Origin of the sequence: Campylobacter taeniopygiae (assembly GCF_005406225.1) — a bacterium.
Classification (GTDB): domain Bacteria; phylum Campylobacterota; class Campylobacteria; order Campylobacterales; family Campylobacteraceae; genus Campylobacter_D; species Campylobacter_D taeniopygiae.
The window spans coordinates 19001-33309 of sequence record NZ_NXLY01000008.1; the positions used below are offsets into that span (position 1 = coordinate 19001).

Genomic DNA, 14309 nt, shown 5'->3' on the forward strand with positions numbered 1-14309 from the left:
ATGAAATTAAAAGAAATAGCGGAATTTTTAAGTTTGGAATATTATGATGAAGATATTGAAATCACTGCTTTAAATTCTCTATTAAGGGCAAATTTTACAGAGCTAACGTATTGCGATGGAGAAAAAAATGCTAAAGATATTCCTAATACTGGAGCTGCTGCGATATTGGTAACTAAAGAATATGAAAATTTGGTTCCAAAAGATACGAAAGTATTGATCACTCAAAACCCACATTTAAGTTTCGCTTTTTTAAGTAAGCTTTTTGCAAAACCTTTGTTTGAGCAAGTTAAAGAAAAAAAGCAAAATATTGCCAAGAGTGCTAAAATTATGCCTAATGTTTATATAGGTAATAATGTTGATATTGGAGAAAATGTAGTCATTATGGCTGGTGCTTATATCGGGGATAATGTCAGCATAGGAGATGAGAGTATCATCCATCCTAATGTAGTGATTTATAATGATACTAAAATTGGAAAAAAATGTCATCTTTTAGCAAATTGCGTTATAGGAAGTGATGGCTTTGGTTATGCGCACAATAAAAATGGAGAGCATTATAAAATTTATCATAATGGTAATGTTGTTTTGGAAGATTTTGTAGAAATTGGAGCTTGTACGACAATTGATAGAGCTGTATTTGATAGTACAATTATTAAAGCAGGAACTAAAGTAGATAATCTTGTTCAAATAGGGCATAATTGTGATATTGGACAAAATTGTATCATTGTGGCACAAACAGGTATTTCAGGTTCAAGTCAATTAGGAAGAAATGTGATTATGGGTGGTCAAAGTGCTACAAGTGGGCATTTAAAAATAGGAGATTTTAGTACAATAGCCGCACGAGGTGGAGTAAGCAAAAACCTTGAAGGAGGTAGAGTTTATGGAGGTTTCCCTATCATGCTTCAAAAAGATTGGCTTAAGCTTCAAGCTAAAATTGCTATAAAATTTAAAGAATGATTATAAAATAAGCATAGCATCGCCATAAGAGTAAAATCGATATTTTTCTTTTATGGCTAACTCATAAAGTTTTAAGCATTGTTCTCTGCCTATAAAAGATGAAACAAGCATAATAAGAGTTGATTTAGGCAAGTGAAAATTAGTTAAAAGATAATTTTGTCTTATAGGCGGATTATTTGGGTGCAAAAATAAATCACAAAATCCATTTTCTTTATGCGTTCTTGCGTAATATTCTATACTTCTTGTTACCGTGGTTCCAATACCTAAAATAGGTTTTTTTGAGTCAATAATTTTGCAAGCTTGTTTTGGGATACTAAAAAATTCGCTATGCATTTTATGTTCTTGTATGTTTTCGCATTCTACATTTTTAAAAGTGCCTGCGCCTACATGCAAAGTCAGATGATAAATTTCATGCTTTTTATTTAGATCATTAATCATATCTTCGCTAAAATGCAAACTTGCCGTAGGAGCAGCCACCGCACCTAAATTTTTAGCAAATATGCTTTGATAATCCTTAATATCATCGACATTATCTGCTCTTTTGATATAAGGAGGTAAGGGAATATGTCCTATTTTATCAAGAAGTTCATAAAGTTCATTTGTGTTTAAGATTTTATCATTTTGATAAAAACAAACTTTACGCATTCCATCTTCTAGAATTTCAATAACTTCTGCTGTTAAGTTTTTTTCAAAATGCAAAATTTCATTGATTTTTACACGTCCTTTAATTTGAACTATAAAGCTTGGTTTTTTTGAATTTAAAAAAGGTTGATGTAAAAAAAGTTCTATTTTGCCACCGCTTGATTTTTTTCCATAAATTCTTGCTTTAATAACCTTTGTATCGTTAAAAAATATCGCACAATCGGGTAAAATATCTTTTAGATTAGCAAAAGTGGTATGGAAAATTTTTTGATTTTTTCTTTCATAAACCAAAAGTTTAGCATTTTCTTTAGGGATTATTGGATAATTTGCTATAAGCTCTTGTGGTAAATGATAATCATAAGATGAGAGAAATAAATCTTGATCGATCACTCTGCATCTTCTTTAGAGGCTGGATTGACTTTTTGAACAATTAAAATAGAGAGTCCATAAAGTCCGCAAAGAGGCCCTGCCATTAAAAATTGAGATAAGAAATCAGGTGGTGTCATGAAAGCAGAAAAAATAAAAATAACTAAAACAGCGATGCGAAAATGACGCTTCAAAAAAGAATCATCAATTAAACCTATTTTTGCAAAGAAAAATGCAATAACAGGCATTTCAAAAGCCAAACCAAAAGCTATAATAACCTTAATGAAAAAATCGACATAAGTTCCTAAAGTAATGACAGGATTAAAACCTTCATTAACACTAAAATTGATTAAAAATTTAAAAGCCAAAGGCACAACAATAAAATAACAAAAACAAGCTCCTAAGGCAAACATAACGCTTGCAAAACTTACAAAAGGGATTACAAGACGTTTTTCATTGTCGTAAAGTCCTGGAGAGACAAATTTCCAAAATTGCCAAAAAATAATAGGGATGCCAAAAACAAAGGCAGCAAAAAAACTTACTTTAATGGTGGTAAAGAGTCCTTCTTGCATTTCAATAACATTGATGTGTTTTGAAAATTCAGGTAAAACTTCTACAAGAGGAGCTTTTAAAATTTCTAAAATATAATTACGAAAGCCAAAGCATATTAAGAATAATACAATAACAGCAACAACACTGATAAAAAGACGCTTTCTAAGTTCGATTAAATGGGGTCTTAATTCTTCAAACATCTTGTTTTTCCACTTTTTCATCTAATGAGGTAAGTTTAGGTTTTTCATTTGGAGTTAAATTTTGTCCGCTAAGGTTTTGAGATGTATTGTTTTCTCTGCTATCAAAAGTTAAATCCACTTTAGTTTTTTCTAAAATATCTTTTTTAAGATCATCAAATTCTTCAAAGCTGAGTTTTTTTCTTATATTTTGATTGGTTGAAGAAAATTCATCTTTGTATTTTTTAGCTTCTTCTTTAAGTTCATTGATACGAATTTCTTTTTCTATGCTTGATTTTGCATCATCTATATTTTTCTTTAAAGCCTTTAAAATTTTAGCTACTTGTACAATAGCTTCTGGAAGTTTATCAGGCCCTAAAACTAAAATCGCTACCACTAAAATAATTATAATTTCACCAAAACTCATTTATAACTTCTTTGATTTTAAGGAATAAAGAATAATTTTACATTAATTTTAATTACTTTAAAATTAATTGTGTTAAAATATTTTAGAAATTAATAAAGGACTATTTGTTGTGATTATTTTAAGACCTTTTGAGCTTAAAGATTTATATTATCTGCATGATTTATTAAGCAATGAAAAAGTTAATAAATATCTACCTTGGTTTGTTTTTCAGACTGTAGAACAAACTCGTAATCATTTAGAGCAATTTTATCTTAAAGCAAGTGATCAGAAATCAAAATATCGTTTCGCAATATGTTCTCAAGAAAATGACGAAATGTTAGGCTATATTCATTTAAATCTTGAAAACAAAGCAAATGATTTAGGTTATGCTTTGAGAGAAAAATTTCATAATCAAGGTATTATAACCTCTGCGTGTAAAATGTTTTTAGAATATCTAAAAAAAGAGGGTGAAATTGACTACATAACGGCAACACATGATGTAAATAATATTGCTAGTGGTAGAGTAATGCAAAAAATAGGCATGACTTACCAATATAGCTATTATGAGTTTTGGACTCCTAAAAACATAGAAGTGGTTTTTAGAATGTATCAATTTAATTTTAAAGAAGGACAAAAAATTTACGAGGTTTATAAAGAGAAACATAAACATTTCTATGAAAATTTAAAAGTATAAAGCAAGTTCGTCGCTGATTAAAAAATTAAGATTGTAATAAATCCCTTTTTTCAATTCAAGTTTTTTTTCTTTTACGAGCAAATTAGCTTTTTCTTTTTGTTTTAAATTTAATTTTTTTTCTTGGATGCCTACTATGCTTCTAAGTCCTAAAAATAGATGTTCTAAATTTAAATCTTGCGGACTTAGTTTTTCTATATTTCTAAAAGTAGGATCTTTTATATAGGATTTTAAATTTTTAGCCGTATAAAAACGTTGATTTTTATAAAATCCTACTGCACTTAAGCCACATCCTATATAATCTTTACCTTTCCAATATCCAAGATTGTGTTTGCATATTGAGTTTTTATTTTTGGAGAAATTACTGATTTCATATTGAAAAAAGCCAAGTTTTGTTATTTCTTGGATAAAAAATTTCATTAGATTAGGAGCATTTTTTTTAAAATTTTCTTTTTTAGCAAAAGCAGTTTTTGATTCTATAGTTAGATTATAAGCACTTAAATGAGTGATTAAGGGTTTGATTTTTTCTAAATTTAAAAGTTCAAATTCAAGCATTTTTTTATTATCCATTTTAGTATCATAAATCAAATCTAAATTGATATTAGCAAATCCTACTTTATGTGAGTTCTCTAAAGCTTTAAAAATCATTTCTTGATTGTGAATTCTTCCAAGAAATTTTAATTTTTCAGAATGAAAACTTTGTGCTCCAAAAGAAATGCGATTAATCCCTATATTTTTCATAGCTTTAAGCCAATTTAAAGTCGCTGAATTTGGATTAGCCTCGCATGAAATTTCCGCATTTTTAGCTAAATAAGGATGTAAAATTTCAAAGATATATTCATAATTGTTTGCATCAATACAACTTGGCGTTCCACCACCTATAAAAAGCGTTTTTATTTGATTGCGATGGATGTTAAATTTTTTAAGATGAAAATCAATGTCATTGCTTAGAGCTTTAAAATAAGATTTTTCATAATTTTCTTTTTTTAAACTCGTAAAAGCACAGTAATGACATTTGCTTTCGCAAAAAGGAATATGAATATAAAAATGCATAAATAACCCAAATAATTTTAATTAAAATTTGCTAATTTTAATCAAATTTTGATTTGATTTAAGTTAAAATAATTTCTTAAGATGGTTAAGGAAGAAAAGTGGAAAAAGAAAAAAAATATAGACCAAATGTCGCGGCTATTGTTTTATCAAGTTCCTATCCTTTGGAATGTAAAATTTTTATAGCCAAAAGAAGCGATATGGATAATGTTTGGCAATTTCCACAGGGTGGTATTGATGAGGGCGAAGAAATAAAAAATGCTTTATTAAGAGAGCTTAAAGAGGAAATTGGCACTGATGAGGTTGAAATCATCGCTGAATACCCAGAATGGCTAAGCTATGATTTTCCCGAAAGAGTTGCCCAAAAAATGTATCCTTATGATGGACAAATTCAAAAATATTTTTTGGTGCGCCTAAAGGATAATTCCAAGATCAATATACAAACAAAACATCCCGAATTTAGTGCTTATCAATTTGTTGAGGTGAAACAAGTTTTTGAGATAATTCATCATTTTAAAAAAAATATTTATGTCAAGGTGATAAAGTATTTTGAAGAGAAAGGTTATATCTGATGCTTATAGTTCAAAAATATGGTGGAACGAGTGTTGGTAGCTTAGAACGTATTGAAGCGGTTGCAAATCGTGTTATAGAGAGTGCAAAACAAGGACATCAAATAGTCGTTGTGGTTTCTGCTATGAGTGGAGTTACTAATACTCTCATAGAGCAAGCACAATATTTTAGTCCAAATCCTAATGGTAAAGATATGGATATGCTTTTAAGTAGCGGAGAGCGTGTTACGAGTGCTTTACTTTCTATCGCTTTAAATGAAAAAGGATTTAATGCTATTTCTTTTTCAGGAAGAAAAGCAGGTATTATCACAGATAGTGTTTTTACGAAAGCTAGGATTTCTTATATTGATTCTAGAGCTATAAAAGAAGCCTTAAATGAAGGAAAAATTGTCGTTATTGCTGGATTTCAAGGTGTAGATGAAGAAGGCAATGTGACGACTTTAGGACGTGGTGGAAGTGATTTGAGTGCTGTTGCTGTGGCGGGAGCTTTAAATGCGGATTTGTGTGAAATTTATACCGATGTTGATGGAGTATATACAACTGATCCACGTATAGAACCCAAGGCTAAAAAGCTTGATAAAATTTCTTATGAAGAAATGCTTGAGCTTGCAAGTTTAGGGGCTAAAGTGTTGCAAAATCGTTCAGTTGAGCTTGCTAAAAAATTAAATGTAAATTTAGTCACAAGAAGTAGTTTTAATAATAATCAAGGAACAAATATAACAAAAGAGGATGGAATGGAAAAAGCTTTAGTTAGTGGTATTGCTTTGGATAAAAATCAAGCAAGAGTAACTTTAAGAAATGTAGAAGATAAGCCAGGAATTGCGGCTGAAATTTTTTCCGTTTTAGCGGATGAAAATATCAATGTGGATATGATTATTCAAAATGTGGGAGTAGATGGAGCGACTAATTTAGGTTTTACTGTGCCTCAAAATGAATTAGAATTAGCCAAAAATGCTATGAAGAAAATTTTACATGCAGATACTATAGTAGAAAGTGATAGTGCTGTGGTAAAAGTGTCTATAGTGGGTGTTGGGATGAAGTCTCATTCTGGTGTGGCAAGTCGAGCTTTTAAAGCTTTGGCAGATGAAAATATCAATATAGGTATGATTTCTACCAGTGAAATAAAAATTTCTATGATAGTGCATGAAAAATACGGAGAACTTGCTGTAAGGGCACTTCATGAATGTTATGAGCTTGATAAATGAGTGATTTTTTAAGTTTCACGCTTGAAAATATACGCAATGGCGGAACTTTTATGGCGTGGATGGAGTCTCGTCGTTTAGAATGGGCGCCTTTGATGCAAGTTAAGCTTAAATATTTGCTTGAAGGGCGTACTTTTGTATTGATGTGTGATGAGCAAAGATCTTGGTATGAGGAATATTTTTTAAAAAATATCAATGCAAAAGCAAATCGTCCTATGCTACCTTTTGTTTCTTTAAATTCTTTATGCAAAAAAAAGATACAAAAAGTAGAAGAAATTGCCTTGCTTAATGATTTACTTGATATCACTTTTCCTAATGGTTATGTGTATTTTTATATAGGTTCTACTATGGATGAAAAAGCTTTAATCGCTAAATCTAAAAATGATAGTTTATTATGGCTTTTTGATGAACAATTGCAAAATAGCTTTTTTCTTAACTCTAAAGATAAAGATCTTGATGTTAAGCTTATCAGTCTTTATAAACTTTTGGATTTAAGTTTAGATGCGATTTTGTTTTCTAAAGTTAGTTTGGGATAATTTTTTGTGTTTGCGAGTAAGATTTTAATCAGTGAAGATTTTGAGCGTATCAAAGAAGAAATGATTGAAAAATATGGATATAATCGTTTAAGATTTATTCCTAAAACTCCTGCAAATGATTTTTTACTTGATGATGCAAGATTGGTTGAAAAAGAAAGTTATATAGCAGAAGTTGATGAAAAAATTATTGTTCTAATGGCACATAATTTTAGAATAGAAGCACAAAATTTTTTATTAAAGCTCCTTGAGGAGCCTCCTAAAAATATTAAATTTCTTATAGTTGTCCCTTCTAAAAATTTACTTTTGCCCACGATAAAATCGCGTCTTATATGTGAAAAGCGTGATGTAAAAAAAACAAAGAATCATTTAAATTTAGATTTGGATAAAATGGATTTGAAAATAATGTTTGAATTTTTACAAGAAAATGAAAATTTAGACAAAAATGAACTTATGGAAAAAATCACTCTTTTAGCAGAACAAATGGTCAAAATAAAAGATTTTAATGCACAAGAACTTGAATTTTTTTATGAAGCTTATGAGTTAGCAAAGCTTAATGCTAAAAGTTCTTTGATTTTAACCACTCTTTTGCTTAATTTTTATACAAAGAAATAAAATGAAATTTTATAAAATCAATCCTGATACAGATTTTAAGATAATTTGTTCTTTTATTAACCCTCATCAATTTGGGCAAAAAATCATGAGTCAAAAGACACAAATTCATTTTGTTTTGATTAAAAATTTAAACACGGCAGCTGCAAATATTTTAAAACAAGATGCTTTAAGAGTAGGAGCTGAATTAATAACCCACAAAGAGGTTATTACAGCAAAAATAACTTATTCTAATGCCCTTTTAATGGCCACAAAAGAACAAATTCAAAAATTAATATCAAAAGAAAAACTGCAAGATTTCGGACTTAAAAAATTAGCTCTTTTTTTGGAAAAAGACTTTTTAAAGCCTAAAAAAGTAGAACTCATGGCGGTTATGAATATCAATGAAGATAGCTTTCATGCTAATAGTCGCGTCAGTGAAGATGAATTTGAAAAAAAACTCAATGAAATTTTAGCTTTAAGTCCTGATTATATAGATATTGGTGCGGTGAGTTCAAGACCTGGGAGTTATTATTGTGGCAAAGAGGAAGAATTTAAAAGGCTTAAAAATATTCTTGATTTAATTCATGCAAAAAAATATTATGAAAAAAGTATTTTTAGCTTGGATAGCTTTGATGAGTATTGTTTAAAATATGCTTTAGATAGAGGTTTTAAATTGATCAATGATATCACGGGCTTAAAAAATGAAAATTTAGCCAAGCTTGCAAGTGAATATAAGGCAAAATATTGTTTGATGCATATACAAAAAGATCCAAGTATTATGCAGGATAATCCTTATTATGAAGATGTGCTTGATGAAATCAGTTTGTTTTTTGAGGAAAAACTTGAAATTTTGGATAAATACGGAGTAAAAGAAAGTATTTTGGATGTAGGTATTTGTTTTGGAAAAAGTGCGGAGCATAATATGATTTTGATCAAGCATTTGGAGCATTTTTTGCAATTTAAAAAGCCTTTGCTTATAGGGGCAAGTCGAAAAAGTATGATAAATGCTTATTTTCCAAGTGAGATTAAGGATCGTTTGGCAGGGACTTTGTATTTACATTTAAAAGCTTTTGAAAATGGAGCAAGTATTATAAGAGTACATGATCTGTATGAACACCAACAGCTTTTTGCCTTGGCAAATGCTATGAGAAATATAGGAGTTTAAGATGACTAAAGAAGAATATTTAAGAAAAGTAGCCTTGGCTAATGAGTGGATGAGGGCATATTATGAAAAAGATGAGCCTTTGGCAAGTGATGAGGAATACGATGCTTTGATTAGAGAATTAAGAGCCTTTGAAAGTCAAAATGAAAATGACATTTCACCTAATTCACCAACGCAAAAAATAGCTCCTACTATACAGAGTGAGTTTAAAAAAATCACTCATTTAAGTCGCATGTGGTCTATGGAAGATGTTTTTGATGAGGAGGAATTAAGAGCTTGGGCAAAACGTGCAAAGTGTGAAAATAATTTTTTTATAGAGCCAAAATTTGATGGAGCGAGTTTAAATTTGCTTTATGAAAATGGTAAATTAATCAGTGGTGCTACAAGAGGTGATGGCGAGGTAGGCGAGGATATTACATTAAATGTTTTTGAGATTGATAATATTCCAAAAACCATTTCTTATAAAGAAAAAATCGAGATCCGTGGCGAAGTTGTGATTTTAAAAGATGATTTTGAAAAAATCAATGAAAAAAGAGCGCAGTTAAATCAAAGTTTATTTGCTAATCCAAGAAATGCAGCCAGCGGAAGCCTAAGACAACTTGATACAAGAATTACTAAAGAAAGGAATTTAAAATTTTATCCTTGGGGAGTTGGAGAAAATTCTTTAAATTTTAAAAAACATAGTGAAGTAATGAATTTTATCAGAGAGCTCGGTTTTTTAAAAGATGATTTTGTAAAACTTTGTAAAGACTTAGATGAGGTTTTATTATCCTATAAGGAGCTTTTATCTTTAAGAGATCAAAAACCTATGATGATGGATGGTATGGTAGTTAGAGTTGATGATCTAGCACTTTGTAAAGAGCTTGGTTATACGGTTAAATTTCCAAAATTCATGGCGGCTTTTAAATTTCCAGCGCTTGAAAAAACAACGCGTTTAATTGGGGTGAATTTACAAGTGGGAAGAAGTGGAGTGATCACTCCTGTTGCTGTTTTAGAACCTGTAAATTTAGATGGGGTTGTGGTAAAATCTGCTACTTTGCATAATTTTGATGAAATTGAAAGATTGGATGTAAAAATCAATGATTTTGTTAGTGTTATAAGAAGTGGAGATGTGATACCTAAAATCACTAAAGTGTTTAAGGAAAGACGCGATGGTTTAGAATTTGATATCTTGCGTCCTAAGTTTTGTCCTACCTGTCAAGGTGAGCTTTTAGATGAAGGAACACTTATAAAATGTCAAAATATAGATTGCACCGATAGGCTTTTAAATTCGATCATACATTTTGTTTCTAAAAAGTGTTTAAATATAGATGGGCTTGGTGAAAATATAGTTGAGCTTTTATATAAAAATAAAAAAATTAATACAATTGAGAGTATTTTTTCTTTAAAATATGAAGATTTTAAAGGTTTAGAAGGCTTTAAGGAAAAGAAAATCAATAATATTTTAAATGCTATAGAAAATGCAAGAGAGTGTGAATTATTTCGTTTCATCACAGCTTTAGGAATTGAGCATATTGGAGAGGTAGCAGCTAAAAAGCTAAGTTCGAGTTTTGGTCTAGATTGGTATAAGCAAAATTTTGAATCTTATGCGAATTTAGAGGGTTTTGGTGAGCAAATGGCGGCTAGTTTATGTGAATTTACTCGTGTGAATGAAAGCCGAATTTGTGAGTTTTATCATATTTTAAAATTAAAAGTGGAGCGTTTAGAGATTAAAAGTGAGAGTTCTATTTTAGGAAAAACTTTTGTAATTACTGGAACACTTTCTAGGCCAAGAGATCATTTTAAGACCTTAATAGAAAAATTAGGTGGAAAGGTCAGTGGTTCAGTTTCTAAAAAAACAGATTTTGTGCTTTTTGGAGAAGAAGCAGGTTCTAAACTAAACAAAGCAAAAGAACTTGGTGTTAAATGTATCAATGAAAGTGATTTTCAAGAGTTGATAAAATGATCGCTTTATTGGCTTTATTTGCTTTTATTTTAACATGGCAGTTTTTTAGCTATGCTTTTATTTTTTTAATTTTTATTTTTTATGCCTTTTTAAAGGAATTTTTTGGTTTTTTAAATTTTAGAAAAAGCATCATAAAAGAGGCAGTATTGATTAAAAATAGTTTAGCTTATAAAATCACTTCTAGAAATTTATACATTTATATTGTGAGTTTTTTTGTAGCTTTATTTGCTATTTTTTCTTTATCTTTAAATTTATTAGCCTCTCAAAGACAAGATTATATTTTTTTATTTATAATCTTACCTTTATTGTTGGTTTTTTTCAAAAAAAAACTTTATTTTCAGCTAGTCAATAATGCTTATACTGATTTTATTATCATCCTTATGTCGAGTTTTTTTACGGCACTTTTTTATAGCATTTTTGATCTTTTTTTTAATGTTAAAACTATATTTAATTTATATGATTTTCATCAAAATATAGTTTATTATAAAAATTCAAGTTCCTTATTTTTTGACTTAATTTCTCAATTTTTAGCAATTATAAATGCTTTGAAAGAATACTTTTTATCCTATTTTGGAATTTTTTGGTTTAGAATTTTTAACTTTGTTTTTAATTTTTTTAATTTTTTTGTATTTTCTTTTTTTGTTGCTTATCTTTATAATTTTGCTTTTAAAAGAAACAAAATTTATATTTTTGCCAGTTCTTTTATAATTTTAATTGCTTTATTTCTTTCCAAAGAAAGTAAAAACCAAAACATAAAACCTTACCATAAAGAAATTTTAACGATGATGGATAATTTTTCTTTACTAAGGGAACAAAATTTAAGTACTTTAAAAGAAGATAAAATCAAATGGGATAAAAATTTAAAACAAATCAGGGAAATTTTAAATAAAAATGCTTTTGAAATTGGCATATGGTGGTTTTCCAAAGAAAAAGAAGATTTGCAAAAATCTCTCAATGAAAGCTTAAAATGAGATACGATCTTTTTGTAGCAAAGCGATTAAATATCAGTAGAAATAAAGCTTTAGAGCTTATAGAAAATGAAGAAATTTTGCTCAATTTTAAAAAATTTAAACCCTCTTTTGATGTTAAAAATTTACTTAATCAAGAATTAACTCAAGAAGAAATTTTATTTTCCAAAGAATTGAAATTAGAACTTTTAAATAAAACTTATGTTTCAAGGGCTGCTTTTAAATTAAAGAGTTTTTTAGAGGATAAAGATATAAATATATCAAATAAAATTTGTTTAGATGTAGGTTCTAGCACGGGTGGATTTGTGCAAATTTTATTAGAAAAACAAGCTTTAAAAATCGTTGCTTTGGATGTGGGAGATAATCAACTTCATCCAAGTTTGCGAGATAATGCTAAAATAAAAATCGTTGAAAATACGGATCTAAGAGTATTTAAAAGTGAAGAAAAATTTGAAATTATCACTTGTGATGTGAGTTTTATTTCTTTACATCACTTGATATTTTATATTGATCAGTTAGCCTTAAAGGATATAATCTTACTTTTTAAGCCCCAGTTTGAGGTTGGAAAAAATGCAAAAAGAAATAAAAAAGGTGTTGTTAAAGATGAAAAAGAAATTCAAAAAGCAAGAAAAGAATTTGAAAAAGCTTGTATTCGTTTGGGGTGGATTTTAAAAATTTGTGAAGAGTCTAAGATAAAAGGAAAAGAGGGCAATGTTGAATATTTTTACCACTATAGCAAAAAATAAAATCAAATCTTTAGCCATCGGTTCTTTTGATGGTTTGCACTTAGGACATCAAAAGCTTATTAATTTATTGGACGACTTTGGTGCGATTTTAATCGTGGATAAATTTCAAGGTAGAAAACTTTGCACCCATAAAGAAAAGCAAATTCTATCAAATAAACAAATCATAGAACTTGATTTTGAAAGTATTAAAAATTTAGACGGAAAAGAATTTTTAGATTTTTTAAAAAAAGAATTTGTTTCTTTAAAATGCATTATTGTCGGTTATGATTTTTGTTTCGGTAAAAATAAAGCTTATAAAGCCAAAGATATAGAAAATCTAAGTGGGATAAAAACGATCATAGTGGATGAGTTTTGTATCAATGGAATGAGTGTGCATACAAGCTTGATTAAGGAATTTTTAGCCAAAGGTGAAATTGAAAAAGCAAATCTTCTTTTAGGAAGAAATTATTCTATAAAAGGCAAACATGTTAAAGGGCAGGGGCTTGGATCAAAAGAGCTTTATGCAACTTTAAATTTACAATGCGATGATTATGTTTTACCCAAAGAAGGTGTTTATGCCACTTTAACCCAAATAAAAGATGCAATTTATAAAAGTGTGAGTTTTTTAGGATTGCGTTCTAGTGATGGAAAATTTGCCATAGAAAGCCATATTTTAGAAAAATTTGATCAAGATATAAATTGCAAAGATATGATAGAAATTCAATTTATATCTTTTTTAAGAGAAAATCACAAATTTGAAGATTTGACACAATTAAAAAAGCAAATTTCTCAAGATATACAATTAGCTCAAGATCGTTTAAAGGATTTGAAATGAAAGATGAAATTTTTAAAGAAAGCCCAAAAAAACAGTTTGAATTTGATAAAAATGTAGCCAGTGTTTTTGATGATATGATTAATCGTTCTGTGCCTTTTTATAAAGAAAATTTAGAACTTTGTGCTAAGTTGATCGCTAAGATTGCAAATGATGGTGCTAAAGTTTGCGATTTGGGTTGTTCTAGTGCTAATTTTTTGATTTTTTTAGCTAGTTTAAGAAAGGATTTTAGCTTTTTTGGAGTGGATAATTCTTTACCTATGCTTGAAATAGCAAAATCAAAAGCCAATGCATACGGCTTAAATATAGAATTTATTGAAGGTAATTTATGCGAATTTGATTTTTTTAGTAGCGATGTTTTTATTGCAAATTATACTTTACAATTTATAAGACCTCCAAAGAGGCAAGAGCTTGTAAATCAAATTCATAAAAACCTAAATGAAAATGGTATTTTTATTATGAGTGAAAAAATACTTTTTGAGGATGCATTCTTGTCTAAAAATGTGATTGAAATTTATGCTGATTATAAGCAAAGTCAAGGATATTCTAAATTTGAGATAGCTGCTAAAAGAGAAGCTTTAGAGAATGTTTTAATCCCTTATAGCGAAAAAGAAAATATTTCTATGCTTAAAAATGCCGGATTTAAAAAAATAGAAAGTATTTTTAAATGGGCAAATTTTGAAAGCTTTATAGCTTTTAAATAAAATTTAATTTTTCAAGCTTTCATTATCCTCCCAATCTTCTTTAGGAATAGCCACACTAAAAGCATTGACACAATCTTGACTGATGATGGATTTAAGCCTACATTCATCACTTCTTTCTTTGGCTTCTTGCGGATGAGTTTTATAGTATTCCACACTTTTTGTTTGCTCACAAGCGATAAATATCATACCTATAGTTAATAAAAACAGCATTTGAGTAAAAAATTTCATTAAATTATCC

Annotated in this window: 17 protein-coding genes; 12 read left to right on the plus strand and 5 right to left on the minus strand. The window is 28.9% G+C overall.

Features of this window, described 5'->3' with window-relative positions; all coding sequences use genetic code 11:
* Positions 1-954 carry a UDP-3-O-(3-hydroxymyristoyl)glucosamine N-acyltransferase gene (gene lpxD / locus CQA75_RS04970; RefSeq protein ID WP_137623929.1) on the plus strand — a complete coding sequence of 318 codons (954 nt, stop codon included), beginning with the start codon at positions 1-3 and terminating at the stop codon, positions 952-954.
* On the opposite strand, the gene queA is transcribed toward lpxD, so the two are convergent.
* From queA to tatB, 3 genes are read right to left on the minus strand one after another with little or no spacing between them, the layout of a single operon-like run.
* Entirely contained in the window at positions 955-1983 is a 1029-nt protein-coding gene (gene queA / locus CQA75_RS04975) for a tRNA preQ1(34) S-adenosylmethionine ribosyltransferase-isomerase QueA (RefSeq protein ID WP_137624004.1), read from the minus strand.
* Entirely contained in the window at positions 1983-2714 is a 732-nt protein-coding gene (gene tatC / locus CQA75_RS04980; RefSeq protein ID WP_137623930.1) for a twin-arginine translocase subunit TatC, read from the minus strand. The genes queA and tatC overlap by 1 nt, the downstream gene beginning before the upstream one ends.
* Entirely contained in the window at positions 2707-3117 is a 411-nt protein-coding gene (tatB, locus tag CQA75_RS04985) for a Sec-independent protein translocase protein TatB (protein ID WP_137623931.1), read from the minus strand. Before tatB ends, tatC begins: the two co-directional genes overlap by 8 nt.
* A 109-nt stretch (positions 3118-3226) precedes the next feature.
* Between tatB and CQA75_RS04990 the strand changes: the two genes are divergently transcribed.
* Positions 3227-3790 (plus strand): GNAT family N-acetyltransferase, encoded by a 564-nt coding sequence (locus CQA75_RS04990; protein WP_137623932.1) that lies wholly within the window; start codon positions 3227-3229, stop codon positions 3788-3790.
* Here CQA75_RS04990 and hemW read toward each other — a convergent pair.
* A complete protein-coding gene (gene hemW, locus CQA75_RS04995; RefSeq protein ID WP_137623933.1) occupies positions 3779-4840 on the minus strand; it encodes a radical SAM family heme chaperone HemW in 1062 nt (353 codons plus the stop codon). The genes CQA75_RS04990 and hemW overlap by 12 nt on opposite strands.
* 98 nt (positions 4841-4938) lie before the next feature.
* Here hemW and CQA75_RS05000 point away from each other — a divergent pair, with 98 nt between their 5' ends.
* Genes CQA75_RS05000 through cmoA form a run of 10 tightly spaced genes read left to right on the plus strand, consistent with a single transcriptional unit; the run spans position 4939 to position 14071 of the window.
* Positions 4939-5409: an RNA pyrophosphohydrolase gene (locus tag CQA75_RS05000; RefSeq protein ID WP_137623934.1), complete on the plus strand. Its 471-nt coding sequence runs from the start codon at positions 4939-4941 to the stop codon at positions 5407-5409.
* Positions 5409-6611 (plus strand): aspartate kinase, encoded by a 1203-nt coding sequence (locus CQA75_RS05005; protein WP_137623935.1) that lies wholly within the window; start codon positions 5409-5411, stop codon positions 6609-6611. The genes CQA75_RS05000 and CQA75_RS05005 overlap by 1 nt, the downstream gene beginning before the upstream one ends.
* Positions 6608-7144: a HobA family DNA replication regulator gene (locus CQA75_RS05010; RefSeq protein WP_137623936.1), complete on the plus strand. Its 537-nt coding sequence runs from the start codon at positions 6608-6610 to the stop codon at positions 7142-7144. Before CQA75_RS05005 ends, CQA75_RS05010 begins: the two co-directional genes overlap by 4 nt.
* Before the next feature lie 6 nt (positions 7145-7150).
* The gene (locus CQA75_RS05015; RefSeq protein ID WP_137623937.1) at positions 7151-7756 is read left to right on the plus strand and encodes a DNA polymerase III subunit delta'; all 606 of its coding nucleotides are present in this window, start codon (positions 7151-7153) and stop codon (positions 7754-7756) included.
* Between the two features lies 1 nt (position 7757).
* Positions 7758-8900: a dihydropteroate synthase gene (gene folP / locus CQA75_RS05020; RefSeq protein WP_137623938.1), complete on the plus strand. Its 1143-nt coding sequence runs from the start codon at positions 7758-7760 to the stop codon at positions 8898-8900.
* Between the two features lies 1 nt (position 8901).
* Complete coding sequence (gene ligA, locus CQA75_RS05025) at positions 8902-10842, plus strand: NAD-dependent DNA ligase LigA (protein WP_137623939.1); 1941 nt, start codon at positions 8902-8904, stop codon at positions 10840-10842.
* Positions 10839-11813: a hypothetical protein gene (locus tag CQA75_RS05030; RefSeq protein ID WP_137623940.1), complete on the plus strand. Its 975-nt coding sequence runs from the start codon at positions 10839-10841 to the stop codon at positions 11811-11813. The genes ligA and CQA75_RS05030 overlap by 4 nt, the downstream gene beginning before the upstream one ends.
* Positions 11810-12556 carry a 23S rRNA (cytidine-2'-O)-methyltransferase TlyA gene (gene tlyA / locus CQA75_RS05035; protein ID WP_137623941.1) on the plus strand — a complete coding sequence of 249 codons (747 nt, stop codon included), beginning with the start codon at positions 11810-11812 and terminating at the stop codon, positions 12554-12556. The genes CQA75_RS05030 and tlyA overlap by 4 nt, the downstream gene beginning before the upstream one ends.
* Positions 12522-13370 (plus strand): bifunctional riboflavin kinase/FAD synthetase, encoded by an 849-nt coding sequence (locus CQA75_RS05040; protein ID WP_137623942.1) that lies wholly within the window; start codon positions 12522-12524, stop codon positions 13368-13370. Before tlyA ends, CQA75_RS05040 begins: the two co-directional genes overlap by 35 nt.
* A complete protein-coding gene (cmoA, locus tag CQA75_RS05045; RefSeq protein ID WP_137623943.1) occupies positions 13367-14071 on the plus strand; it encodes a carboxy-S-adenosyl-L-methionine synthase CmoA in 705 nt (234 codons plus the stop codon). Before CQA75_RS05040 ends, cmoA begins: the two co-directional genes overlap by 4 nt.
* Positions 14072-14074: 3 nt before the next feature.
* Here the strand turns inward: cmoA and CQA75_RS05050 are convergent, their stop codons facing one another.
* The gene (locus tag CQA75_RS05050) at positions 14075-14281 is read right to left on the minus strand and encodes an EexN family lipoprotein (RefSeq protein WP_137624005.1); all 207 of its coding nucleotides are present in this window, start codon (positions 14279-14281) and stop codon (positions 14075-14077) included.
* Positions 14282-14309 lie beyond the last annotated feature (28 nt).

What these genes read in the sequence shown, in the direction of transcription:
- lpxD (WP_137623929.1), top strand. Translation starts at nt 1, where the DNA reads ATGAAATTAAAAGAAATAGCGGAATTTTTAAGTTTGGAATATTATGAT.
- tatC (WP_137623930.1), bottom strand. Translation starts at nt 2,714, where the DNA reads ATGTTTGAAGAATTAAGACCCCATTTAATCGAACTTAGAAAGCGTCTT.
- tatB (WP_137623931.1), bottom strand. Translation starts at nt 3,117, where the DNA reads ATGAGTTTTGGTGAAATTATAATTATTTTAGTGGTAGCGATTTTAGTT.
- hemW (WP_137623933.1), bottom strand. Translation starts at nt 4,840, where the DNA reads ATGCATTTTTATATTCATATTCCTTTTTGCGAAAGCAAATGTCATTAC.
- CQA75_RS05005 (WP_137623935.1), top strand. Translation starts at nt 5,409, where the DNA reads ATGCTTATAGTTCAAAAATATGGTGGAACGAGTGTTGGTAGCTTAGAA.
- CQA75_RS05010 (WP_137623936.1), top strand. Translation starts at nt 6,608, where the DNA reads ATGAGTGATTTTTTAAGTTTCACGCTTGAAAATATACGCAATGGCGGA.
- folP (WP_137623938.1), top strand. Translation starts at nt 7,758, where the DNA reads ATGAAATTTTATAAAATCAATCCTGATACAGATTTTAAGATAATTTGT.
- ligA (WP_137623939.1), top strand. Translation starts at nt 8,902, where the DNA reads ATGACTAAAGAAGAATATTTAAGAAAAGTAGCCTTGGCTAATGAGTGG.
- CQA75_RS05030 (WP_137623940.1), top strand. Translation starts at nt 10,839, where the DNA reads ATGATCGCTTTATTGGCTTTATTTGCTTTTATTTTAACATGGCAGTTT.
- tlyA (WP_137623941.1), top strand. Translation starts at nt 11,810, where the DNA reads ATGAGATACGATCTTTTTGTAGCAAAGCGATTAAATATCAGTAGAAAT.
- CQA75_RS05040 (WP_137623942.1), top strand. Translation starts at nt 12,522, where the DNA reads ATGTTGAATATTTTTACCACTATAGCAAAAAATAAAATCAAATCTTTA.
- cmoA (WP_137623943.1), top strand. Translation starts at nt 13,367, where the DNA reads ATGAAAGATGAAATTTTTAAAGAAAGCCCAAAAAAACAGTTTGAATTT.
- CQA75_RS05050 (WP_137624005.1), bottom strand. Translation starts at nt 14,281, where the DNA reads ATGCTGTTTTTATTAACTATAGGTATGATATTTATCGCTTGTGAGCAA.